The sequence below is a fragment of the Shimia sp. R11_0 genome, from assembly GCF_017744035.1.
Lineage (GTDB): Bacteria > Pseudomonadota > Alphaproteobacteria > Rhodobacterales > Rhodobacteraceae > Shimia > Shimia marina.
The window spans coordinates 216,173-241,050 of the sequence record NZ_JAGHQY010000004.1 but is presented as its reverse complement, the minus strand read 5'-3'; the positions used below and the strand labels follow the sequence as shown (position 1 = coordinate 241,050).

Sequence of the window (24,878 nt, the reverse complement as noted above, 5' to 3'; positions counted from 1 at the left end):
GGGGGATCTTGGGGCGAGGAGGTTGAGACCCTCAGTCTTGGGGTCAGATCGTGTCCACTTTGCCAGAGCCGGAGTAGGTCGCAACAATATGGGCATCGGCGGCCTTTTGCAGCTTGGCGATTTCCTGCATCTGATCCTCAGATAAGAGGGGCTGCTCCGGCGCCTGTGCAATGGCAGCGAGGGCTTTGTCTCGCGCCATGTCAAAGGCTGCTTTGCGCCCTGAGGCCTCATAATCGTCTCTGCCCATCCGTTGAAACACATCTGGTGTCAGTTGATCTCGGCATCCGGCAACGGTGTGATCACTGTCTAGAAAATGGCCTCCAACCGGCACCTGGCGCATTTCGTCAAAGTTCAGGGCCGCGTCACTCACATCTGGCACCTTCAGGAAGCGCCGCGTCATGGCACCGAGTTCATTGTCCAGCACGGCCTGCACCGGGCAGAATACGGTGGCACATTCAAGCTGTCCCACGCCGCCCAGCACGTCGGCACCAGAAAGGGCGACGGTCTGCATCAACATGGCGCGTTCCGCCATGGATTGGTGATCGCTGTCAGGCGTGTCCGAGCCGGATCCATAGGTATGTGCCATCAGGCCAAATCCTTGTTTCACCAACTGAATGGAGAGGGAGGCGGCCTGCATGGCCTCTACAGAAGATTGCAGCGCGCTGCCGGTGCGCATGTCCAGCGCAAACATCAGCGGTGTGGCAATCACCGGCAGGCTAGGTGACAGCACATGTGCCATGGTGACCATGCCCACCACTTCGGCAACTGCCATCAGTGCGAGCGCCGCAGGAGACAGGGGCGCGGTGCCACCGGCGCTGGGCAGGGAGCAGGCATGCACGGGCACCCCAAATTTGCCACAGGCGATGATTACCTCTGTGTCCATATGTTTGAACTCCAGAGGGGAAAAAGAACAGGTGATTGTGGAGGTTGAGGGGCGCTGGCGCAGCGCGTCTTCGCCGCCCGCAGCGATGGCGGCGATGTTCAGAAGATAGTCGATGTTCTCTTTCTGATAGGGCTGCATCCACATGTGTTTTTGGGTGCGGGCTGTCATCGTGGCATAGGCGTGAATGTCGGCGGTGACTTCGGGCACGCCATGCACAAAGGGATGGGCAATGAAGCCGACCTGATCAAGCGTATTGGCGACGGCGACGATTTCCTGCACCGCCGCCAGATCCATGTTGCGATAGCTGGCGTCACGTGGATCCACATACCCATGGGCGCCTGTGCCGGTGCGCAGGATGAACCCGGCATCGCGGCGCGGCAGGCTCATATCATAGGCCTCAGACTTGCCAAACAACTGGCAGGATTTTGGGGTGGCCTGCAGCGCTTCCAAGACCAGCGCGCGCGGCATTTTTATGCGGCCTGCGCTGCTGCCTTCGGTGGCACCTGCCGCCAGAAGCGCGGCCTGTGCCGTCGGGTGAACGACCATTACGCCATAGTCAGCCAGCAGATCCAGCACCCGGTTTTGCATCACCTGCATGCGGTCGCTGTCCAGAAAGCCGAAATGTGCGCGCGGGCCGATCACATGTTCCAGAGAGAAGGCGTCGGCAGAGGCGTGGCTGACAGGAGGGGCGCTGCGCCCGCGCCGTTTTCGCCGGCTGGGGTTGCGCACCGTCGGTTTCTCGTCTGTGGCGTGTTCGTGGCTGTCTGAGGTCATATCGGGCCCTTTGGATCGCGTTCACACAGGGCACACTCACGGTCTGCCGACTTGCGAAGTGAGTTTATAGCAAGGGGCAGAGCCCCCGCCAGCGCTCACGTTGCGACAAAAGGTCAGGCCAAGATATCAGACGCGGTGGGCGCCATCGGCCAAAGACTTCACAAAGCTGAGGACCTCATCCACGGATTTGCCCGCGCCGATCTGGCTCACGATGGCGGATCCAACCACGGCCCCATCCGCCACAGAGGCGATGTTTTGTGCCTTTTCCGGGGTGTTGATGCCAAAGCCCACGATCACAGGCAAATCTGTGCTGGCCTTGATGCGCGCCACTTCGGGGCCAACATCGGTGGCTTCGGCTTCGGCCGCACCGGTGATGCCGGTGATGGAGACATAGTAGACAAAGCCGGAGGTGTTTTGCAGCACTTTGGGCAGGCGTTTGTCGTCGGTGGTGGGCGTGGCCAGACGGATGAAGTTCATGCCAGCGGCCTGCGCCGGGATGCAAAGTTCACTGTCTTCTTCGGGTGGGAGGTCGACGACGATCAGCCCGTCGATGCCAGCGGATTTGGCATCCGCGAGAAAATTATCCACGCCGCGCGAGTAGATCGGGTTGTAGTAGCCCATCAAGACAATCGGGGTGGTGTCATCCGTCTTGCGGAATTCTGTCGCCAGATCGAGGGTTCTCTGCAGGGTCATGCCGCCATCAAGCGCGCGCTGCCCCGCCAGTTGGATAGTGGGGCCATCGGCCATCGGATCGGTGAACGGCAGGCCCAGCTCGATGATGTCTACACCTGCTGCTGGCAGGCCTTTGACGATTTCCAGCGAGGTTTCATAGTCGGGATCCCCGGCCATCACATAAGACACGAAGGCCTTTTTGCCTGCGGCAGTCAGTTCGGCGAATTTGGCGTCGATACGAGTCATGCGGATCCCTCAGTTTTAGGTGACAGCAGATGTGCCCAAAACTGAGGGGGAAATCAATCCTTGCTGGGCGGCAGGATACGCACCGTGCGTCAGAAGCTGTGATGATAGCGCAGGCTCAGCTTGTTGACGCCGGGATTGGTGGAACTCAGCCCGCCATTGGATTTGTGGCTGAGTTCCAGCGAGACGGCAGAACTCTCTCCGACATAACGGCCCACGGCAAGGGCGCTGCGGAACTCCAGTGTTTGTCCCAGATCGTTGAGGGAGATGCCTTCAAAGAACAGGCCGGGGCGGAAGCTGCCTTCCAGAAACCAGTCGTTTTGCAAGCTGTAGCGGCTCAGGACGCCAAAGCCGACAAAAACATCACTTTCCTTATCCACCGTCAGGATGCCGCCAAAATGGTGGTTCCACCGCTCGGTGCTTTTGAAAGGGGTCGCTGTGTATTCCAGTTGCAATGTGGCCGCATCCAGTGCCGACCCATCAGAAAAATCCGAGAAGCCGAGCCCAACGACAACCTCCTGAGCGGAGGCCTGTGAAGTGAAAAGAAGCGTCGCACAAACCATGCAGAAGTTTTTCATGGCGTCTTGATCTTTCTTGGTTGGGTATTGAAAGCCATAGTTGCGTGCCCAAGGGGCGCTTTTCAATGGGGCACAAGATTCCGTGAACATCTGCCACAATTCGTGATGCGGAGCCGGTGTTGCCCCCATGCGATCTGGCGCAAAGCACTGTGCAACAGGGCACAGGCGACTTGCGCCGCGCCCAAACTCTGCATAAGAGCAGCACAAACATGTGACAGGAGGCCGGATATGGGTTTCAAAATGGGCATCGTTGGATTGCCGAACGTCGGCAAATCCACGCTTTTTAATGCACTGACCAAAACCGCTGCGGCGCAGGCGGCCAATTTTCCATTCTGCACCATTGAGCCAAACGTGGGAGAGGTGGGTGTGCCTGATGCGCGCCTGGACAAGCTGGCCGCGATTGCGCAGTCCAAACAGGTGATCCCGACCCGCATGACCTTTGTGGATATTGCCGGATTGGTGAAAGGGGCCTCCAAGGGCGAAGGTCTGGGCAACCAGTTTCTGGCCAATATCCGCGAAACCGATGCGATTGCCCATGTGCTGCGCTGTTTTGAAGATGGCGATGTGACCCATGTGGATGGTCGCGTTGATCCGGTTGCGGATGCAGAGACCATTGAAACCGAGCTGATGCTGGCGGATATCGAAAGCATCGAAAAACGTCTTCAGGGGCTGGTGCGCAAAGTGCGTGGTGGCGACAAAGAAGCGGTTCAACAAGAGCGCCTTTTGAAAGACGCGCTGGCCATGCTGGAAGACAGCAAACCTGCGCGTTTGGTTGAGGTGGATGAAGAAGACGCCAAAGCCTGGAAGATGCTGCAGCTCTTGACCACCAAGCCGATCCTTTACGTTTGCAACGTGGGCGAGAGCGAAGCGGCTGATGGCAACGCGCATTCTGCGGCTGTGGCTGAGATGGCCGCTAAACAGGGCAACAGCCATGTGATCATTTCTGCGCAGATCGAAGAAGAGATCAGCCAGCTGGAAGACGAAGAAGCAGAGATGTTCCTCAGTGAGATGGGGCTTGAAGAGGCCGGTCTCGATCGTCTGATCCGCGCGGGCTATGAGCTGTTGCAGCTGGAAACCTATTTTACGGTGGGCCCCAAGGAGGCGCGTGCCTGGACCATCCGCAAGGGCACCATGGCGCCGCAGGCGGCAGGTGTGATTCACGGCGACTTTGAAAAAGGGTTCATCCGCGCGGAAACCATTGCCTATGACGACTATATCGCCTGCGATGGTGAGAGTGGCGCCAAAGAGGCTGGCAAGATGCGTGCAGAAGGCAAGGGATATGAAGTGAAGGATGGCGATGTCATGCACTTCCTTTTCAACACCTAAATCCGCCTCTTAGATCAAGATTTTGAGACGCCCGCCGGTTTGCGCCGCGGGCGTTTTTCTGTGAATGGACGTGCGTATTAAGAATGTGTTTCTTCTTAGGCGTGTGTTGTGCGTTGCCGATCAGGTGATGAAGAAATGACTCTCGGCGTGACCGTCTGCCCCAAATTGATGCAGAGTTTGCCTGTCCGATCCGAGGATTGCGCCCAAAAAACAAACATCAACGGCCAGTTGTGTTGATTTTTTGTGCGATTGCGCGGATTTCCGACAGCGCTGCGGTGCGGAAAATTGCCATGATGCGGCCCCTGTCAAAGGGTAAGGGCGCCAACCGCAGAACGGGACATCTGGGAAACGCAGAGCTGGGAAACGGGGGGTGTGTGACGGCCCACGAATTGGACCTCGAAGAGGCCGCCACACGGTTTGCAACACGAAGTTGCGGGGATCAGGTAACGGATGCACGCCCTTGGGCGCAAGCTCTTCTGTGGCCGCCCCGCCAGGAGAAAAGAATGACCTTTCTGAAATCCACGCTCGCCGGATCTCTGGTTTTTGCCTCACTCGCAGGCGCTGCTATGGCCGAAGATGACACCATCAAAGTGGGTGTGCTGCACTCCCTGTCCGGCACTATGGCGATCTCTGAAACCACGCTGAAAGATACGATGCTGATGCTGATTGATCAGCAGAATGCCAAGGGCGGCCTGCTGGGCAAACAGCTCGAAGCGGTGGTTGTGGACCCTGCCTCTGACTGGCCGCTGTTTGCGGAAAAAGCCCGCGAGCTGCTGACCGTGCATGAGGTGGATGTGATCTTTGGCAACTGGACATCCGTGTCCCGCAAATCCGTGCTGCCGGTGATCGAAGAGCTCAACGGCCTGCTGTTCTATCCAGTGCAGTATGAGGGCGAAGAAAGCTCTAAAAACGTGTTCTACACCGGTGCGGCGCCAAACCAGCAGGCGATCCCGGCGACCGATTACTTCCTTGATGAACTGGGTGTTGAGAAATTCGCGCTTCTGGGCACCGACTATGTGTATCCGCGTACCACCAACAACATTCTGGAAAGCTATCTGAAGGGCAAAGGCATTGCCGATGAGGATATCTTTGTAAACTACACCCCGTTTGGCCATTCCGACTGGTCCAAGATTGTGGCCGATGTTGTGGCGCTGGGCGCGGACGGCAAGAAGGTTGGCGTGATCTCCACCATCAACGGCGACGCCAACATTGGTTTCTACAAAGAGCTGGCGGCGGCTGGCATCTCTGCGGATGACATTCCGGTTGTGGCCTTCTCCGTGGGTGAAGAAGAGCTGGCTGGTCTGGACACCTCCAACCTCGTGGGCCACCTCGCGGCATGGAACTACTTCCAGTCTGCCGACGCCGATGTGAACGCGGATTTTGTGGAAACATGGAAAGCTACCATGGGCGAAGAGCGTGTCACCAACGACCCGATGGAAGCCCATTATATCGGCTTTAACATGTGGGTGAACGCCGCGACCGAAGCGGGCTCCACCGAAGTGGATGCCGTGCGCGCAGAGATGTACGGCCAGGAATTCCCGAACCTGACCGGCGGCACCGCCGTGATGCTGCCAAACCACCACCTGGCAAAGCCGGTTCTGATTGGCGAAATTCAGGAAGATGGCCAGTTTGACATCATTTCTCAGACCGCTGAGGTGCCGGGTGACGCATGGACGGACTACCTGCCAGAATCTGCCGTGCTGGTGTCTGATTGGAAAGATCTGGACTGCGGCATGTACAACACCGAGACCAAGACCTGCGTTCAGACCCTGTCGAACTACTAAGGTTTGATCCTTCTGGGGCCGCGCGTGATGCGGCCCCAACCTTCAATTCGCGGACTTCCTCACATGAGACAGCTCTTTTTGGCGGGCCTTGCCTTCTTGGCCGCCTGCCTGATTTCGCCCGGCTTGGGGCAGGCGCAGGACGCCGCCATTCAGCCGATCCTGCAAGACCATCAGGCGCTGATTGTGAAAAGCTCGCGCAAGACCATTGGCCCGGCAATTGACGCGGTGGCCGCCTCTGGCCTGCCGCAGGCGCAAACTGTTTTGGAAGTTTGGACCGCCAAGAATATGTGGATGCGCAAATCTGACGGGCTGTTTTTCATTGGCGAGAAAATCGACAGCAAAACCTACGCGCTGACCGATTTTGACAGCGGCGAAAGCATTGGGGAATTTGCCAAATCAGAGCTCAAACAGCTCAAACCCAACAGCGGCATCCGCGCGCTGATCGGCACAGCCTTGGTGCAGTTTCAGTTGAGCGACCCCAACATTGAAGCCCGCCGCGCCGCGCTGCTGTCAATTGAACGCGACCCAGAGGCCAGCCTGCTTGCGCCCCTGCGTGCCTCAATTGAAGGCGAGACAGACGCCGCGCTGAAGGCACAAAAGCAGCGCCTCGAACGTTTGCTCACCATTGGCTATGACACAGATGAAAACGCGCGCCTTGCGGCCATCGCCGATATGTCCGGCGATCTCGGCGTGGATGTGCGCGCAACGCTCAATCCGCTGCTGACGACCAAACGCGATGTGGGTGCAGGTGCCGCGCCAGAGGGCGCGAACATCGCCGCGCTTTTGACACCGGGGCAGGGGGCGTTTGATCGCCTCACCGCCTATGACATGCTCGTCGCCAAAGACCTCGCGCCCGCACGCATCAGCCGTGATGACATCCGCACCCAGCTTGCCGCCCATATCGATGGCGCCCGCGTCGGCGGTGTACCGGTGGCGCAGCTCAACACCGAGGCCAACCGTCTGACAGCTTACAATGCGCTGGCAGAGGCAGGCACTGTGCCCGCCTTTGTGACCGACACCGAAATTGACGCAGCGCTTGCCGCGCACACATTTTATGACGCCTATCTGGAGCCGTCCGATGCAGTGACCGATGCCGCCGCTGAGGCGTTAAAAGACATCGAGTTGAAAGTCGGCCTCAACCAGACTCTCGACCTCACGCTGGATGCGCTCTCGCTTGCGTCCATTTACTTCCTTGCGGCCATCGGCCTTGCCATCACCTTTGGCGTGATGGGGGTGATCAACATGGCCCACGGCGAATTCATCATGATGGGCGCCTACACCGGTTATGTGGTGCAACAGATCATCCCCGATCACACGCTCTCCATCATCGTTGCCATCCCCACCGCCTTTGCGGTGACCTTTGCCGCCGGTGTGGCGATGGAGCGTCTGGTGATCCGCTGGTTGCAGGCCCGCCCGCTGGAAACCCTGCTTGCCACCTTTGGCATCTCCATTGCGTTGCAACAGCTCGCCAAAAACATCTTTGGCACACAGGCCCGCCCGCTCACCGCGCCCGGCTGGCTCGATGGCGCCTGGGTGCTCAACGATGTGGTCGCGATCAGCTACATCCGCATCGCGATCTTCATTCTCGCGCTGATCTTCCTTGGCGTCTTCCTCTACATCATGAAGCGCACGCGCCTTGGCCTTGAAACCCGCGCAGTCACGCAAAACCCGCGTATGGCCGCCTCCATGGGGATCAACCCTGATCGCGTGAACATGCTGACCTTCGGCCTTGGCTCCGGCATCGCGGGCATCGCGGGCGTGGCCATCGGCCTCTTTGCCAAAGTCACCTCCGAGCTGGGCAGTGACTACATCGTGCAAAGCTTCATGACAGTGGTTGTTGGCGGAGTTGGCAATATCTGGGGCACACTGGCGGGGGCCACCATGATCGGCTTCCTGCAAAAGGGCATCGAGTGGATGAACCCCTCCAACACCCTGGCCGCCCAGACCTACATGATCATCTTCATCATCATTTTCATCCAATTCCGGCCCCGTGGCATCATTGCCCTCAAAGGCCGCGCGGCGGGGGATTGAACCATGCAGCGTAGTTTCATCGCCAAGAACCCCTCGGTTCTGATCTTTCTCTCCCTTCTGGCGCTGTTCACCCTGCTGGTGACCGTCATGTCCGAAGGTTTTGGGGTGGGGGGCATCTCCACCAGCTTTATCAAGACATTGGGCAAGACCCTGTGCCTGTGCCTGATCGCCCTCGCCATGGATCTGATCTGGGGCTATACCGGCATCCTCAGCCTTGGCCACTTCGCCTTCTTTGGCCTTGGCGGCTATATGATCGGCATGTGGCTGATGTATGAGCGCACCCGCCTGATCGTGGTGGACAGCCTCGCCAACGCCGAAATACCACCCACCGACGGCGAAGTGATCGACGCCATCGGCAATCAGATCTTTGGCGTGGTCGGTAGCAGCGACTTCCCCCTGATCTGGGCCTTTGCTGACAGCCTCACCATCCAGCTGGCGCTGGTTCTGCTGGTGCCCGGCCTTCTGGCGCTGATCTTTGGCTGGCTTGCCTTCCGCAGTCGCGTGACCGGGGTCTATCTCTCCATTCTCACACAGGCCATGACGCTCGCACTGGCGCTCTACCTGTTTCAGAACGACAGCGGCCTGCGCGGCAACAACGGCCTCTCGGGTTTGCAAAACCTGCCCGGCGTGACCGCCTCACAGGATCATGTTTCGCTCTGGTTCTTCTGGGCGTCGGCGGCAGCACTTGGCGCGGGCTATCTGCTCTGTGCCTGGCTGGTCAGCGGCAAATTCGGCTCTGTCATTCGTGGCATCCGCGACAATGAGGCCCGCGCGCGCTTCCTTGGCTATTCGGTGGAAACCTACAAGCTGGTGGTGTTCACGCTCACCGCCTGTATCACTGCCATCGCCGGGGCGCTCTACTACCCGCAGGCCGGCATCATCAACCCCGCCGAAATCGCCCCGATTGCCTCGATCTACCTTGCGGTCTGGGTCGCCATTGGCGGGCGCGGGCGGCTTTATGGAGCGGTGATTGGCGCGGCCTTTGTCAGCCTGCTGTCCACATGGTTCACGGGTGGGCAGGCCCCGGATGTGAACCTTGGCTTTTACACCATCAAATGGGTCGACTGGTGGCTGGTGCTCTTGGGCCTGTCCTTTGTATTGGTCACGCTGTTCGCACCCAAAGGCATCGGCGGGCTGATCGACATCCTGTCTGACCGCCGCGCCGCCAAGGAGGCTTCCCAATGAGCACACTTCTTGAAGTTTCCGGCGTTTCGGTCACTTTTGATGGCTTTCGCGCCATCAACAACCTGTCGTTCCAGATTGGCGAGGCCGAAATGCGCGCGGTGATTGGCCCCAATGGGGCGGGTAAAACCACCTTCATGGATATTGTCACCGGCAAAACCCGACCCGATGAAGGTCGGGTGATCTGGGGGGGGAAATCCATCAGCCTGCTTGGCATGAATGAGGCCCGCATCGCACAGGAAGGCATCGGGCGCAAATTCCAGAAACCCACGGTGTTTGAAGAGCAGACCGTGCAGGAAAACCTGCTGATGGCACTCAAAAAGCCGCGCGGCTGGTTTGCGGTGTTGACCTATCGGCCCAGCGATGCGGATCTGGCCAAGGTCGATGACCTTGCCGCACAGATCGGCCTCACCGATCAGCTCACCCGCACCTCCGGCGAACTCAGCCACGGGCAGAAGCAATGGCTGGAAATCGGCATGTTGCTCGCGCAGGAGCCGCGCCTGCTGCTGGTGGATGAACCCGCCGCCGGCATGACCCCGGCAGAGCGCGAACACACCACCGACATTCTGGTCGAAGCCGCCAAAACCCGCGCCGTTGTGGTGGTGGAGCATGACATGGAATTTGTGCGCCGCCTCAATTGCAAAGTCACCGTGCTGCACGAAGGGGCCGTTCTGGCCGAGGGCAGTCTGGATCACGTCACCACCGATCAGAATGTGATCGACGTCTATCTGGAGCGCTGAGATGCTGACACTCAAAGACATCACGTTGCACTATGGGCATTCCCAGATCCTCAATGGCATTTCCATGGAGGCGCAGCAGGGCGAGGTCACCTGTGTCATGGGCACCAATGGCGTCGGTAAAACCAGCCTGATCAAGGCGATCTCCGGCACCCATCCACGCTCTGGTGGCACGCTGTCGCTGGATGGGGAGGCGCTGCCGCCGCTTCCCGCGCAGGCGCTGGCCCACAAAGGGGTCGCCATTGTGCCGCAGGGGCGTGAGATCTTCCCGCTGCTGACTGTGCGCGAAAACATGGAGACCGGCTTTAACTGTCTGCCCAAGTCAGAGCGCGCCGTGCCCGAAGAGATGTTTGAGCTCTTTCCTGTGCTCAAGGAGATGCAGAACCGTCGCGGCGGGGATCTCTCCGGCGGGCAGCAACAACAGCTCGCCATCGCCCGGGCCCTGATCACCCGGCCCAAACTTCTGTTGCTGGATGAACCCACCGAGGGCATTCAGCCCAATATCATTCAGCAGATTGGCGAGGTCATCAAACTGCTGCGCGACAAGGGAGAGATGGCGATTGTGCTGGTCGAACAGTATTTCGACTTTGCCTATGATCTGGCCGACCGCTTTGTGGTGCTGCGCCGTGGGGAGGTGCTTTTGCAGGGCAGTAAGGCAGAAATGGATCGTGGTGCTTTGTTGGACAGTGTTTCGGTGTGAGGCGACGCTTGCAGGCCTGCGCGCTTTAAGCTCCGGTCCCGTTGCGAAGTGATCGCCTCTTGAACCCTTATTTTTAGGTGAGCTTCGGGGCGAGCAGCCTGTGCATTGCAATTAACCATGGTTGTAAAATCATGGGCTGATCGTTGCGTCGCCATGTGTTTTGAGATTGACACCAAAGCGCATCAAGTTAGTTTATTTTACGACAAATTTTAACATAGTTCCCAGCGACTGCGTCGGCTTGCTGAGCAGTGTCGCGATGTAAGTGGTGACTTTATAGGAGAATTTCGAACTTTTCTCTGTGCGAACGCTGAGAATATTTTTCGTAAGCGCATGTTGCACCGTACGGAGTATGACGCAATTGAACGCTGCAAGATCGTCCTTGCAGGTTGCAACTGATACAGACTGAACGACCAAGGCTGCGTTGTTGGATGCGGGTCACCTTGGCGTGAGTGTGAGGCTGACCGTCTCTTCAGATGCTCCGTGGTTTTTCGACGGAAGCATATTTGGGTTATGCAAGAGATCTGTGCCGATCTCACTCTGTGTTGGTGCGAATTAAATTAAATGCATGCCTAATAGGCGATGCGATCAATTAATATGACGCCTTTTTGTAGAATGCCACAAAAAGGCGCAGAGGAAAAGCTTTGGTTGATTTTGAAATAAGAATACCCATTTTGCCCACCGATGGGTTTTATTCAAATGTGAAGCTCGCGGTGAAATCTCTGCGCAATTTGGGAGGTGTCTATGAAGCCGTCCCTATTCATGTGTCAGTGGGCGGAACACCCAAAGACCCGACACCGGAACTGACCAAAGAGATCAATGCCTGGTCCCAAGATGATCCCAACTTGCATTGGCGAATTATTCCGCCGCAAGTGCGGACCACGGAATTTGCGTCTGTGATCGACAGAATTGCCAATCCACTTGAAAAAGACGTGGTCATTATGTGCGACGCGGATCTGTGTATCACCAAGGATATTCAGCCTTTGCTTGAAATTGTTGCTGCGCAGGATCGGCCGACTCTGGCCGGTATGATGGCGCATCAATCCCCGTTTTCCAAAGACCCTGATGAAAATCGAGAATGGTGGCAAAAGGCTTTTGCATTGTTTGATGTACCCATGCCGGAGTTTGACTACAATCATACGCTGGCCCCTGCATCACAGGGCAAAAGCCCGATGTATATCAATCAGGGCTTCACGGTGATGAACCGCTCTGCCTTTGAGATTTTGGGTAAGCGGATGGCGCAGATCACGCTTGATCTGGCGCGCATGCTGCGGCCCGGTAATAAGCATATTTTTGCTCTGCAGGTGGCCTTGACTGTCGCCATCGAAATGGAACGGGTGCAATTTCTGCAACTCGGGCCTCAGTATAATTGCACCAATGAAGATGCGATGTTGCGATGTGGCCTGTCCTCTCCTGAGGATGTACGGGTTCTGCATTATCAGCGCCGGGACGTCTTTGACCGTCACAAATTTCTTTGTCAGCGTGAGGCCTTTCTGGATTTCTCTTTGGCGGAATACGACAGCGCCATTCTCCAAATGTTTCAGAAGCACGTGTTGTCTCTTGAAGATGTGTTCTTTGAAAGAGGTGCAGCAGTTTAATGCGTGTTTTTGAGAAAATAAAAATTGTCCTTTTATTTGAGGTGGGAAAATGAAGGACACAGCAAAAAGGCCTATGGTTTTATATGGGACCTCCGGGCAAGCCCTGTTCGTCTATGACGAAGTTATGCGCAGCGGGAGCGGGTATGAGGTCGTGGCCTTCATGGATTTGGATTCCGAGGATGGTTTTGAGCAGTACACGCAACTTCCGCTGATCTCCCTGGAAACCTGGAAGAGGGACTATGCCGACTCCAGCTACATGCTCCTGTGTCCCGGCACACCGAGCATTCGGAGAAAGGTAGCGAAAGAGTTCTGCGCGTTGGGCGCGCGGTTCGCGCGGCATTTTGACGGGGATCGGACGGACGCGCCCTGGAAAGCAGTCGATATAGGAGAGGGGAGTTATCTGGGGCTCAACACTCTCGTGGGCAATTGCGTGAAGATCGGGGACCACACACAGCTCATGACCAACATCAATGTCGGCCATGATGTCACCATCGGTGATTACGTGACCATTGCTCCCGGTGCCATTGTCAGTGGCTATGTCGAGATCGAGGATGATGTTTTCATTGGGGCCGGGGCGATCATTTCCAATGGTACACCTGAAAAGCCGATTGTGATTGGACAGGGCGCCATGCTGACGGCAGGCACGGTCGCCATCCGTTCTGTGCCGCCACAAACGCGCATTATTGGTGTGCCAGGACGGCCATTGTAATGAGCGCTGCAGGTGGACATAGCCAGATCCCGGTGATGCGACCGCAATTGCCCGCAACGGCGGATTTGATGCCGTTTCTGCAGGAAATCGACCGAAATCGTTACTATAGCAACCATGGCCCTCTGTATCGTAGCTTTCTGCGAGAACTTGACCAAACGGCTAATTTTCCCGTGTCCTCTTCCATCTTGGTGGGCAATGCAACGCAAGGGTTGACTTCTGTTTTGCGGGTGAAAGGGCTGGCTGGTCGGCCATATTGCGCGCTCCCTGCATGGAGTTTTGTTGCTTCCGCAGCGGCGGTGGTTGAGGCGGGGATGCAGCCTTACTTTGTCGATGTGGAAGAGGACACTTGGGCCTATTCGCCCTTGGCGCTGCGTGACATGCCTTTGGACAAGCTGGCAGCGGTAATGGTTGTCGCGCCCTTTGGGCAAAGCGTGCCGTTGCAAGAGTGGGATGAGTGGTCCTCGCTGACAGGAATCCCGGTGATTATCGATGCGGCTGCAGGCTTTGATTTTGTCATACAGGAGTTGGAAGCCTATCCAAACCTGACCACAGTGGTAAGCCTGCATGCGACCAAAACCCTGTCTTCGGGAGAGGGGGGGTGGTTGATTGACTTCAACAAAGATGTGCTCCGAGATGCTCTGGCAGATGGCAATTTTGGATATCTGGATGGCGCTATTGGCCAGACCTTTGGGCACAATTACAAAATGAGTGAATACCACGCGGCGGTGGGACTGGCCTCGCTCAAGACTTGGGATATGACGCGACGCCGGTTTGCAGAGCGTTTCAACAAGATGGTCGAAGCGCTGGAGCCGCTGCCATTGTCGGTTTTCCCGAACCCATCCAAACCGTCTTTCATCTCTTCCACGTTTCACATCACCACAGAGGTGCCTGCGGATTTTCTAGCATCTGAGCTGCTCAAACGCGGTGTGCTGACCCGGCAATGGTGGGGGGAGGGGATCCACCGTCTCAAGGCGTATACGCATTTTCCCCGTGGTGATTTGAGCACGACGAACAAGATTGCCCCCTATGTTCTGGGATTGCCGTTTAGCGTGGATATGACCGACGGAGAGATTGCGCGGGTGCGCGACGCCATTGCCGAGGCTTTCTATGTTCATGCCATGACCTGACGGTGTGCGGCCCTTCCTTCCCAATGCATTGATTTTTCGATCTGTGATCCGTCCTGCTCCGTAGGTGTGAACATCAGCACGACGCAGGGGATCGGGATGGCCCATACAGGACAAAATGCACCAGAGGAAAATGCGTCCGTGGGCGGGCTTGTGGTTGTCTTGGGGGATCAGCTGTCCTTCGAGCTTGCCGCACTCAAGGCCGCCGATCCGGCGCGTGATGTGATTTTGATGGCGGAAGTGGCCGCCGAAGCCAGTTATGTGCCCCATCACAAGAAAAAAGTCGCCTTTCTGTTTGCGGCGATGCGCCATCATGCTGAGGCGCTGCGCGCAGAGGGCTGGCGCGTGCATTACGCACGGTATGATGTTGCGGACAACAGCGGCACATTGGTGGGGGAGATGGGCCGCGCTTTGGCGACCTACCACCTGTCTGGCGTGCGAATCTGTACGCCGGGCGAATATCGCCTAAAGGCTGAGATTGCAGAATGGTCAGCCGCGCAGCAGGTGCCGTTGACGATGCTGGAGGATGACAGGTTCCTCTGCTCGGAGGCGGAGTTTCAGAGCTGGGCCAAGGGGCGCAAGCAGTTGCGGATGGAGTATTTCTATCGCGAGATGCGGCGCAAAACCGGGCTGTTGATGGCGGGCACAGAGCCTGAGGGCGGGCGTTGGAATTATGATGCGGAGAACCGCAAAGCGGCGCAGGCAGATATTTTCATGCCACGCCCGCGGGCCTTTGCGCCCGATGCGGTGACCCAAGAAGTTCTGGAGCTTGTGGAACGCCATCTGCCGCAGAACTTTGGAGATCTGCACCCTTTTTGGTTTGCCACCACCCGTACCGGGGCGCTTGAGGCTTTGGAGCATTTTGCCACGCAGGCTCTGCCGCTTTTTGGCGATTACCAAGACGCCATGCTCAGCGATGCGCCTTTTCTCTATCACTCCGTTCTGGCGCAATATCTGAACGCCGGATTGCTGGGGCCGATGGAAATCTGTCGCCGTGTGGAGCGGGCTTATTACGAGGGCCATGCGCCGCTCAATGCGGTGGAGGGCTATATCCGGCAAATCATTGGCTGGCGTGAATTTGTGCGCGGGATCTACTGGCTGAAGATGCCGGGCTACACCACGGAGAATTTCTTTGAGGCCAGTCGCCCTTTGCCTGCGTTTTATTGGACCGGGGACACCGACATGCACTGTCTCGCTCAGGCAATCGGGCAGACCCGCAAAGAGGCCTATGCGCATCACATTCAGCGGCTCATGGTGACGGGCAATTTTGCCATGCTGGCCGGTGTCGATCCCCATGCGGTGCATGAATGGTATCTGGCGGTCTATGCCGATGCCTATGAATGGGTTGAGGCGCCCAATGTGATTGGCATGAGTCAGTTTGCCGACGGGGGCGTGCTGGGCTCCAAACCCTATGCGGCCAGCGGCAACTACATCAACAAGATGTCCGATTATTGCGGGGCTTGCCGCTATCGCGTGGCCCAGAAAACCGGGGAAGGGGCCTGTCCCTTCAATGCGCTTTATTGGGATTTTATGGTGCGCAACCGGGAGAAGCTGAGCCGTAATCCCCGGATCGGTCACGCCTACCGCACGTGGGATCGCATGTCAGAGGGGAAGCAGGCTGAGTATTTGGACAGTGCCAAAGCGGTGCTGGATCGGCTCTGGGACTGAGCTTGAGTGGGTTTCAGGTGCTAGCGGCACGCCTCTCGTCGGCAGCGGTCTGAACAATACCGCACCTCCTCCCAAGCCTTGGCCCATTTCTTGCGCCAGCTAAAAGGCCGCTGACAGGTTACACATATCTTTTGAGGCAAGTCGGCCTTTTTGCGCATTTTCATGGGGGAGCCTAAAATGGCAGCTTAAGCTGCTGCGGCGGGGTGGTTTTGGACTTTGCCGCGCGTCTGCGCGTGGGCTTTCGGCTGGCGTGTTTGGTGACAATCGCTGCGGCTTCCTGTTTGAAGCCGGGGCCACGCCGCACAGCCCAGATTTTGTCACGCGCAGCCTTGGCGGCGGTCAGAGGGTCGACAATCGGATGGGGGTAGGCCTTGCCAAGCACATGCCCCGCAGTGTCGGCTTTCCATGGCGTTTGCAGGTGCTGATCGGGAATGTCGCGCAGCTCTGACACCCATCTGCGTGTGAAACGGCCATCCGGGTCTTGGTCTAGGCCCTGTTTGATCGGGTTGTAGATGCGCGGGGTGTTGATGCCGGTGGTGCCGGATTGCATCTGCGTCTGGCTCCAGTGGATGCCCGGCTCATAATCGGTGAAGAGCTGCGCCAGTGCGAGGCCGCTGTCGCGCCACGGCAGCCAAAGGTGATAGCTGGCCACCGACATGACCATGGCGCGCATGCGGAAGTTAAGCCACCCTGTGGCCTGTAGTGCACGCATGCAGGCATCCACAAACGGCAGGCCGGTTTCTCCATTGCGCCATGCGCTGAGCCTGTCGTGATCCGGGGCCGATGGCCGCAGCCCGTCATAGGCGCGGTGCATGTTTTCGAATTCAATGCGGGGCTCATCTTCGAGTTTCTGCATAAAATGACAATGCCAGTGCAGGCGCGCGTTGAAGGAGGACAGCGCGCCTTGCCACTGTGCCGCGCCGCGTGCGGGCGCAGCGGCCAGCGCCAGGTGCTGCCGCTGTGTGGCCTGGGTGGCCTCGCGCATGGAGAGCGTGCCCCATGCCAGATGTGGCGACAGCCGGGAACAGGCATATGCGCCCGTGTGCGGGGAGGACATGGCTTTGCGATAGGTCCGGCCACGCACTGTCAGAAAGCTCGACAATCGTTCTTCTGCGGCCCGTCGCCCTCCGGGTTGGCGCGCGGCGCAGAGATCTGGTGCAAGCTGCAGCGTCTTTGCATCTGGCAGCTCGCCAAGGGGCTCTGAAACAGGCTTCAGTGTGGGGGAGGGGCAGAGGGGCGTATTATGAAAGCTATCCCAGTCTCGGGCCCAGCCACTGCGCGATTTCAGGCGGCGTTGCACCCCGTTTTGGCGCAACTCATGCCACGTGATGCCCTTATCGCGGCACCATGCGGCGACACGCTGATCCCGCCTGTAGGTCCAGTCATTGCCGGTTTCCTCGTGTGACCAGAGATCGGTGAGCCCATGCCTGTTGTGGAGATCCTGCAAGACCGTCTCCATGTCTCCCATGCGCAGCACCAGCGGCTGGCCGCAGATATGCAGATCTTGGCGCAGTTCGGTGAGACTCTCGGCAACAAAATCCCATTGGCGGGCTGAGGCATCTGGCTGTTGCCAATAGTCCGGCTCCACCACGTAGAGCGGGATCAACGGCCCCCGCTGTGCCGCCTGCCAGAGGGCAGCATTGTCTTGCACCCGAAGATCCCGTTTGAACCAGACGATTTGCATCCGATGCCCTTTTGTTACGCGCCCTTTGATGGCTTTGAAAAGACTACGCGCCCGGGTCTCTTTCGGATGTGATCCTGTTGGGGTCATCGCTTTGTTGGTGCGCGCCGCGTTTGACATCTGCGGTCAAGAGCTTGGCATTCAGGGTCAATACCCTGCGCCAGTCAAAACCGTATCTCTATCTCCACATTAACCGATCTGTTCATGACGTGATTGCGCGCAGGGCAGAGCTACAGAGGGTGAGGGAGATATGAGGAAACTGCTATATGCGCTCCTGTTGAGCGGCAACGCGCTGCAGGCACAGCATTGGGTCTTGGGCGCAGGCTATGCGGATTTTGCGGATGCGCAGGCCGAAGACGCGGGCATGATTTCGATGGAGTATCACGCCCGCCCCTTTGTTACGCGTCACCGGTTTTCGCTTGCATGGGGCGGTGCGCTCACCCTGTTTGAGACGCAAGACGCACATGTCGGCGCAGGTTTGGTGGGCCGTTATCAGATGGGGCAGCGCTGGTTTCTGGAAGGCAGCGTCATGCCGGGTCTGTTTGCCCATGACAAGCCGCGCAACGATCTGGGCTCTGAGTTTGAAATTCGCAGCCTTCTGGCCATTGGGAGACGCCTGAAAAACGGCAGTTCTCTGTCGTTGGCGCTGTCCCATATCTCCAACGCCTCCACCGCCTCGCGCAACCCCGGTCTGGATGCGCTGAGCCTGCGCTGGACGATGCCGCTTGGGCGATAGTGCCCCCAATCTGACGATTTTTTGTGAAACCTCATTAGGAGAGAGCCATGACTGATTTTCCAACCCACAGCCTTCACACCGCCCCCGAAGCCGCCAAGCCCAATATGGAAAACGCGGTGCGCGGGTATGGGTTTTTGCCGAACCTATATGCCAAGATGGCGGAATCCCCCGCGATTTTGGAGGGTTACATCGCCTTGGCTGCGAGCTTTGCCAAGACCCATCTGACAGAAACGGAACGCCAGATCATTCTGATGACCAGCAACCGGCTTAATGGGTGCCAATATTGCATGGCGGCGCATACAACGCTCTCGCAACTGGCAGGCGTGGATCCCGAGGTGATCGCCGCCCTGCGCAGCAATAGGCCGCTTGCGGATGTCAAATTTGAAGCGCTGCGCCAGTTTGTGATTGTCATGAATGAAACGCGCGGCTGGCCGAGTGAGGCAGACATCGCAGCATTGGTGGCGGTGGGATATGGGCTTCAAACCGTTCTGGATGTCATCCTCGGTATGGCATTGAAAATGTTGTCAAACTATACAAACCACGTGGCAGATACTGAGCTGGATGCGAAGTTTCAGGACAATGTGTGGACAGCGGATTTCGCTTTGGCTGCAGAGTGAGGGCTGCGCCATCTGTTCTCGTGAGGCTATGTCCGCACTATGGCGTTTCAGGTAAAACCCGAAACGCTTTCAGGGGCGCATGCGTTAACTTTGGTCTCAAGAGGACGCACCGTCGCAAACAGACCTGTTGCGGACGGAAAACGCCCATAAAAACAGGGCGTTTTCTCAGATACCTCCCCGTGTTTTCAGGAGTCTGCTGCGGCGTTTCATCCACGGCAGACTTGAAGTTTTGGCATGGCTCCGTTAACAGCAGGGTCCGATAGACCTCCAGCCAATCGCCAGAGACAGCCTATGCCCACACCGCGCACGCGGGTGGTCCCGTCCCTCTTTTGTCTTTGGAGCTCGGAATGCAGACCAAGCCAGCCCCTTTTGGCCTTTACGATCCTGACCGCGAACAAAGTTCTTGCGGCGTTGGTTTTTTGACACGCAAAGATGGTCTTCAGACCCACGATGTGCTCAAACGCGGGCATGAGGCGCTCTGTGCGGTGCCGCACCGTGGCGGCATGTCATCCGAAGGTGTTGGCGATGGGGCAGGTGTCTCGGTGGACCTGTCAGTGCCCTTTTTCCGCAAGCTGACCGGTGTCGATCTGGCCGCAGGGCAGTTTGGCGTGGGCAACTTCTTTCTGCCAGCAGACGAAAGCCAACATGACCGCGCTGCGCAGTTGATTGAGACCGCGCTGAATGAGGCCGGATTTGAGACCAAGCTCATCCGCAATATGCCGGTGAACAATGAGGCGATTGGGGCGCGGGCGGTCAAATGCCAATTGCCTATCGCGCAGTGGGTTTTTGTCGCTCCCAAAGGCGTGGCGCAGGCGGAGTTTGATCGTCGCATTCATGTGGCCTTGCTGGCGATTGAGGCGGAAGCCTATACGGACCCGGCGCTTGAGGGCCTTTATCCCCTGTCGCTGTCTTCGCGCATGCAGGTCTTCAAAGGACGGCTGAACTCTTGGGAGATCATCCCTTATTTCGCGGATCTCATGGATCCGGATCATGCGGTGCACACGCTGTATTTCCATACACGTTTTTCCACCAACACCGACCCGCATCCCTCTATGGCGCAGCCTTTCCGGTTGATGGCGCACAATGGCGAGCTCAACACCGACAAGAAAAACCGCCTGAGTGAAGCGGCCATTGCGCTGGCACGCAATAAGGCGATTGTACGCCCCAAAGGGCAATCGGACAGCTGCCGTCTGGACCAGACGCTGAATGCGCGGGTCTATGACGAGGGGCTGGATCTTGTGACCGCCGTGGTGGCGATGATGCCGCCTGCGTGGGAAAATGACAGCCGGGTCAGCCCGGATGTGCGGGCTATGCTGGAGTATTTCTCTCTGAGTGAAGAGAAAAACGATGGCCCCGCTGCGCTGGTGTTTGGCGATGGCAATATCATCGGCGCCCGTCTGGACCGTCTGGGTCTGCGCCCGATGCGTTCGGTGGAAACCCATGACTATCTGGCGGTGATGTCTGAGGCCGGGCAAATTGACTTCCCGCCCGAAGAGGTGTTGCGCCGGGGCCGTGTGGAAGCGGGGGGAATGATTTACCTCAACCACGCCGAAGGCCGGATTTATGAAACTGAGGAGGCGCTGCAACAGCTGGCGCAGGCCAAGGATTACGCGGCGCTTCTGGCCGAAGCGCAGGTCAATATTGATGACCTGCCCGTGGCGGAAACCCTGCCTGCGGATGCGGCGGCGCGCTATGACGGGGATCTGGTTTGGGCGGCGCGCTATGTAGGCTACACGCTCAATCAGGAAAGCTTCAAATTCCTGATGGATCCGATGTTGCAGACCGGGGTCGAGAAAGTCTCAGCCATGGGATACGGCAATGCGATCAATGCGCTGTCTGACAATGAAGGCGGCGTGGCCAAATACTTCAGCCAGCGCTTTGCACAGGTGACCAACCCGCCGCTGGATTCCATTCGCGAGGCGGATGGAATGACCCTGCGTGTGGCGCTGGGCGAAAAGCCCCATCTTGGCCAAAGCCGGGCGCGTCAAATTGTGGTGAACAGCCCGGTGCTGTTGATGACGGATGTGTTGAAAATCAAAGCCCAGGCGGACACGCCGTGGGCCAAGTTTGATATCCTTTACACGCCAGTGTTTGGCGATGGTCCTGCCAATGAAGCCTCATTGACCGATGCGATTGATGCGGTGGCGGATGCGGTTGTGGCCTTTGCCCGTGAGCAAGGCGGGATTGCCATTTTGACCGACCGGCATCTGAGTCGGGCGCGTGCGCCTATGCCGATGACATTGGCCATTTCGGCGATTAACCAGCGTCTGATCGAAGAAGGCATGCGCTTTAAGGTCAGCCTTGTGGTGGAAAGCGGGCAGATCTGTTCGTCCCATCACATTTCCTGCGCTTTGGGCTTTGGGGCCTCTGCGGTCTATCCAATGGCTGTGCGGATGCGGGCAGAAGAACTCTATGGCGCTGATGCGCCTGAGGCCTACCGCAAATTCAAAAAGGCCGCTGAGAAGGCCCTGATGAAGACGATGGGCAAAGTCGGGCTTTGCACCGTTGAAAGCTATTCTGGCGGCGAGTTCTTCGAGCCAAACTTCCTTGATACGAATGATCCGGTCTTTGCCAAATATCTGCCCAATATGAAAACCCCCGTGGGTGGCGTGCGCTTTGATGTGGTGGCAAACTCTGTGGCTGATTGGCATGCGCGTGCGCTCACCGTGGAAAGTGAGCAAGACATTCCGATTCTTGGCCTCTTCAAAGAGCGCGCCGAAGGCGCGGGCCACTCTTATGGCACCACAGCCGTGCGTGGATTTGTAGACCTGACCGAAGAGAAAATCAGTTTTGATGCAGGCACGGATGGCGACGATGGAAGCCTTGATGGGGAGACCGATCCTTTCCGCCTGATGACGCTGCGCCAGATGGATGATGCCTTTGGAGTGGATGACAAAGGCTATGTGAACACGTCCTTTGAAAAACTCTCCAAGGACAAGATCGACGACTTTAAGATCACGCCGGGCTATCGCGCATTCAGCGCAATGATGGCAGAAGAGCGCCACCGCCGTCCGGCCGCGCTGCGCGATGTGCTGGCCTTCCCGGCCGACATTACGTTCCTTGATACCGTGGCGGATATGAAGCGCGAGATGATGCTCTTCAACCGTGCGGGCAACAATGACTTTGTCATTCGGGGCGTGGAGGTCGAAGCGCTTGGAGAGGGCGCGTTTTTGCTGCGCCTGACGGGTCCAAAAGCGCAAGATCTTGGCCGTCTTGATGTGCTGGCGGAAACCTTGGTGGATCGTTTTGGCACAGATGTGGAAGGCCATTACATCACCAAAGGCGCTTTGCGTGTGTCTGTCAAAGGGATGGCGTTGGATTATATCTGCCGCATCCGCCCTGCGCCGGATCGGATCGATTTGAGCGCGGTGCAACCGGCCTCTGAAATCACCGGGCGTCTGGCCTCTGGGGCCATGTCCCACGGCGCGCTGGTGGCCTCCGCCCATGAGGCCGTGGCCCATGGCACCAATATGGTGGGCGGCATGTCCAACTCTGGGGAAGGTGGGGAACATATCACCCGCTATGGCACCATCCGTGCCAGCCGTATCAAACAGTTTGCCTCTGGTCGCTTTGGCGTCTGGGCGGGCTATCTGGCGGATCCAAACCTCGAAGAGATTGAAATCAAGATCGGTCAGGGGGCAAAGCCCGGCGAAGGCGGCCAGCTGCCTGCGCCAAAAGTCACGGTTGAGATTGCCGCGGCACGGGGCGGCACGCCCGGCGTAGAGCTGATCTCGCCCCCGCCACACCATGACACCTATTCCATCGAAGACCTTGGTCAGCTGATCCATGATGCCAAAGCCGCCCGCGTGCGCGTGATTGTGAAACTGGTCTCCTCCGAAGGCATCGGCACCATCGCGGTGGGCGTGGCCAAGGCAGGGGCCGATGTGATCAACATTGCGGGCAACACCGGCGGCACCGGTGCGGCGGCGGTGACCTCGCTGAAATACACCGGGCGTGCGGCGGAAATCGGCATTGCCGAAGTGCATCAGGCGCTCTGTGCCAATGGCATCCGCCAGAAGGTTCTGCTGCGCTGTTCAGGCGCGATGCAGACCGGCTCTGACGTGGTCAAAGGCGCGCTTTTGGGCGGGGACAGCTTTGAGTTTGGCACCACCGCGCTGATGATGCTGAAATGCGTGATGGCCAAGAACTGCAACGTGAAATGCCCGGCGGGTCTTACGACCAATCCGGAAGTGTTTGATGGCGACCCGCGTGCACTTGCGCAATATTTGCTCAACATTGCCCATGAAGTCCGCGAGATTCTGGCCGTACTGGGGCTGACCTCTCTGGAGGAGGCGCGTGGGCGGTCTGACTTGCTGCATCTGCTGGATCACCCTTCCTCTGTGGGCAAGCTGGATCTGCGGGCCATGCTGACCAATGTGCCGGAGATCAAAGTCGAAAACCCGATCTATCTCGAAAAAGACTTCTCTGTGGATGATGCTCTGTTGGATCAGGTGAAATCACGTCTGATTGAGGGCGGGGAGCGCCGGATTGAGTTGCGGCCCAATGCGCCTTTGAACAACCGCAACAAGACGGTGGGGGGGCAGCTGGGCGTGGATATCGAACGTCTGCTCAATCATGAACTCGTCGAATTGCCCGCAGCGGCCCACGAAGATGTCAGGGGGCGGCGTTATCTTGATCCGCGTTCCATCCATGTGCAGACCCACGGTTCCGCAGGACAGAGCTTTGGCGCTTTCTGTAACGATGGCATGGTGATGGAGCACACCGGCACCTGTAACGATGGTGTGGGCAAAGGCGCATCGGGCGGTGAAATCATCGTGCGCAGCCCGGGCGGTGCCAAGGGGCGCGAAAACGTATTGATCGGCAACTTTGCCCTCTTTGGGGCCACCGGTGGGCGGACCTTTGTGGAGGGGCAGGCAGGTGACCGTTTTGCCGTGCGCAACTCGGGCGCAACCGCTGTGGTCGAAGGTGTCGGGGATTTCTGCGCCGAATATATGACCAACGGCGCGATCCTCAATATCGGTGACTTTGCCAAAGGTTTTGGCAACGGCATGTCAGGTGGCTTTGCGTATCAGTATGACCCTGAAGGGCGACTGAACGACATGATCAGCAAGGATTCCGTGCTGATGGGCACGCTTGTGGATGGCTCAGATCATGCGCGCATTCACGAAGAGGCCGTGCGGCAGATGCTGACATGGCATGTGGAGGCCACCGGCTCTGCCAAGGGGCAGGATTTGCTGGGCGATTGGGAGAACACGCGCAGCCATATGGCGTGGATCATGCCCAAAGCGCTGCTGCAATATCAGGATGCTGATGCCATTCTGGCGGCGCGCAGCCGCAAGGAGTTGATGGATGAACTGGCGTCTGCATTGGCAGCGCATCAGATTGCGGAGCTCAAGAAAGCCTGGAAACATGGCCGTCCTGTGCATCGTGGGGCTGTGCCTGCCTATGGCGAGATGGACACCGATGAAATGTTCCGCCTGCTGGGCAGCTACATCGTTTTGGAACAGGCACAGGTGATCGCAGCCAAACGTGTCAAAACGGCGGACCGCATTGCGCGAGACAAGGCCGCCCGCAACCTGATCCTGACAGAAGATTTTGGGTTGATGGCGGCTTTGGCAAAACATGCCAAGGCCTCGGTGGAAACCTATGATGACGCCGGTCTGGCGGCGCTGGTGGCCAACAAACGTCTGAGTGATTTCAAGCGCGCGCTGAGCCTGCGCAACATTCTGAGTATGGACAGCCCGGGCACCTATGCCTGGATCCTGCACCAAAGTGCCAAAAACCGCGCGGCGCTGGGCGAGGTGCCCAGCTTTGACGCGCTCTTTGCCGAAAACGCGATGCCAGATGTCATCGCCCGCACTGCAGCGGAGTAACTTC

Annotated in this window: 18 protein-coding genes; 13 read left to right on the top strand and 5 right to left on the bottom strand. The window is 58.0% G+C overall.

The features are described 5' to 3' along the window. Positions 1-43: 43 nt before the first annotated feature. From J7382_RS10450 to J7382_RS10440, 3 genes are all read right to left on the bottom strand, one after another. Entirely contained in the window at positions 44-1,657 is a 1,614-nt protein-coding gene (locus J7382_RS10450) for a trimethylamine methyltransferase family protein (protein ID WP_209068974.1), read from the bottom strand. A gap of 126 nt (positions 1,658-1,783) precedes the next feature. Then, the gene (gene trpA, locus J7382_RS10445) at positions 1,784-2,575 is read right to left on the bottom strand and encodes a tryptophan synthase subunit alpha (protein ID WP_209068973.1); all 792 of its coding nucleotides are present in this window, start codon (positions 2,573-2,575) and stop codon (positions 1,784-1,786) included. A gap of 89 nt (positions 2,576-2,664) precedes the next feature. Continuing rightward, the gene (locus J7382_RS10440; protein ID WP_209068972.1) at positions 2,665-3,150 is read right to left on the bottom strand and encodes an acyloxyacyl hydrolase; all 486 of its coding nucleotides are present in this window, start codon (positions 3,148-3,150) and stop codon (positions 2,665-2,667) included. Positions 3,151-3,378: 228 nt separating this feature from the next. Between J7382_RS10440 and ychF the strand changes: the two genes are divergently transcribed. The 10 genes from ychF (at position 3,379) to J7382_RS10390 (ending at position 16,006) form a co-directional block, all read left to right on the top strand. Beyond that, the gene (ychF, locus tag J7382_RS10435) at positions 3,379-4,476 is read left to right on the top strand and encodes a redox-regulated ATPase YchF (protein WP_058238117.1); all 1,098 of its coding nucleotides are present in this window, start codon (positions 3,379-3,381) and stop codon (positions 4,474-4,476) included. A 503-nt stretch (positions 4,477-4,979) separates the two neighbouring features. Continuing rightward, entirely contained in the window at positions 4,980-6,260 is a 1,281-nt protein-coding gene (urtA, locus tag J7382_RS10430; RefSeq protein WP_209068971.1) for an urea ABC transporter substrate-binding protein, read from the top strand. Between the two features lie 63 nt (positions 6,261-6,323). Continuing rightward, the gene (gene urtB / locus J7382_RS10425; protein WP_209068970.1) at positions 6,324-8,291 is read left to right on the top strand and encodes an urea ABC transporter permease subunit UrtB; all 1,968 of its coding nucleotides are present in this window, start codon (positions 6,324-6,326) and stop codon (positions 8,289-8,291) included. A 3-nt stretch (positions 8,292-8,294) separates the two neighbouring features. Beyond that, positions 8,295-9,476 (top strand): urea ABC transporter permease subunit UrtC, encoded by a 1,182-nt coding sequence (gene urtC, locus J7382_RS10420; RefSeq protein WP_209068969.1) that lies wholly within the window; start codon positions 8,295-8,297, stop codon positions 9,474-9,476. Beyond that, entirely contained in the window at positions 9,473-10,213 is a 741-nt protein-coding gene (gene urtD, locus J7382_RS10415; protein ID WP_209068968.1) for an urea ABC transporter ATP-binding protein UrtD, read from the top strand. Before urtC ends, urtD begins: the two co-directional genes overlap by 4 nt. Position 10,214: 1 nt before the next feature. Then, on the top strand, positions 10,215-10,910 hold the full coding sequence (gene urtE / locus J7382_RS10410; protein WP_209068967.1) for an urea ABC transporter ATP-binding subunit UrtE: 696 nt from the start codon (positions 10,215-10,217) through the stop codon (positions 10,908-10,910). A 641-nt stretch (positions 10,911-11,551) separates the two neighbouring features. Further along, positions 11,552-12,505 carry a hypothetical protein gene (locus tag J7382_RS10405; RefSeq protein WP_209068966.1) on the top strand — a complete coding sequence of 318 codons (954 nt, stop codon included), beginning with the start codon at positions 11,552-11,554 and terminating at the stop codon, positions 12,503-12,505. A gap of 49 nt (positions 12,506-12,554) precedes the next feature. After that, positions 12,555-13,214 (top strand): acetyltransferase, encoded by a 660-nt coding sequence (locus J7382_RS10400; RefSeq protein ID WP_209068965.1) that lies wholly within the window; start codon positions 12,555-12,557, stop codon positions 13,212-13,214. Continuing rightward, on the top strand, positions 13,214-14,341 hold the full coding sequence (locus J7382_RS10395; RefSeq protein WP_209068964.1) for a DegT/DnrJ/EryC1/StrS family aminotransferase: 1,128 nt from the start codon (positions 13,214-13,216) through the stop codon (positions 14,339-14,341). The genes J7382_RS10400 and J7382_RS10395 overlap by 1 nt, the downstream gene beginning before the upstream one ends. 96 nt (positions 14,342-14,437) lie before the next feature. Continuing rightward, entirely contained in the window at positions 14,438-16,006 is a 1,569-nt protein-coding gene (locus tag J7382_RS10390; RefSeq protein WP_209068963.1) for a cryptochrome/photolyase family protein, read from the top strand. Positions 16,007-16,026: 20 nt separating this feature from the next. Here the strand turns inward: J7382_RS10390 and J7382_RS10385 are convergent, their stop codons facing one another. Together J7382_RS10385 and J7382_RS10380 are read right to left on the bottom strand one after the other, a co-directional pair. Beyond that, positions 16,027-16,170: a DUF2256 domain-containing protein gene (locus tag J7382_RS10385; RefSeq protein WP_209068962.1), complete on the bottom strand. Its 144-nt coding sequence runs from the start codon at positions 16,168-16,170 to the stop codon at positions 16,027-16,029. Positions 16,171-16,178: 8 nt separating this feature from the next. Then, positions 16,179-17,690, bottom strand: coding sequence for an FAD-binding domain-containing protein (locus J7382_RS10380; protein WP_209068961.1), 1,512 nt, complete (start codon positions 17,688-17,690; stop codon positions 16,179-16,181). Between the two features lie 247 nt (positions 17,691-17,937). Here J7382_RS10380 and J7382_RS10375 point away from each other — a divergent pair, with 247 nt between their 5' ends. From J7382_RS10375 to J7382_RS10365, 3 genes are all read left to right on the top strand, one after another. Then, positions 17,938-18,423 carry an acyloxyacyl hydrolase gene (locus J7382_RS10375; protein ID WP_209068960.1) on the top strand — a complete coding sequence of 162 codons (486 nt, stop codon included), beginning with the start codon at positions 17,938-17,940 and terminating at the stop codon, positions 18,421-18,423. A gap of 47 nt (positions 18,424-18,470) precedes the next feature. Continuing rightward, on the top strand, positions 18,471-19,040 hold the full coding sequence (locus tag J7382_RS10370) for a carboxymuconolactone decarboxylase family protein (protein ID WP_209068959.1): 570 nt from the start codon (positions 18,471-18,473) through the stop codon (positions 19,038-19,040). A gap of 347 nt (positions 19,041-19,387) precedes the next feature. Continuing rightward, complete coding sequence (locus tag J7382_RS10365; protein ID WP_209068958.1) at positions 19,388-24,874, top strand: glutamate synthase-related protein; 5,487 nt, start codon at positions 19,388-19,390, stop codon at positions 24,872-24,874. The last annotated feature ends 4 nt before the right edge of the window (positions 24,875-24,878 follow it).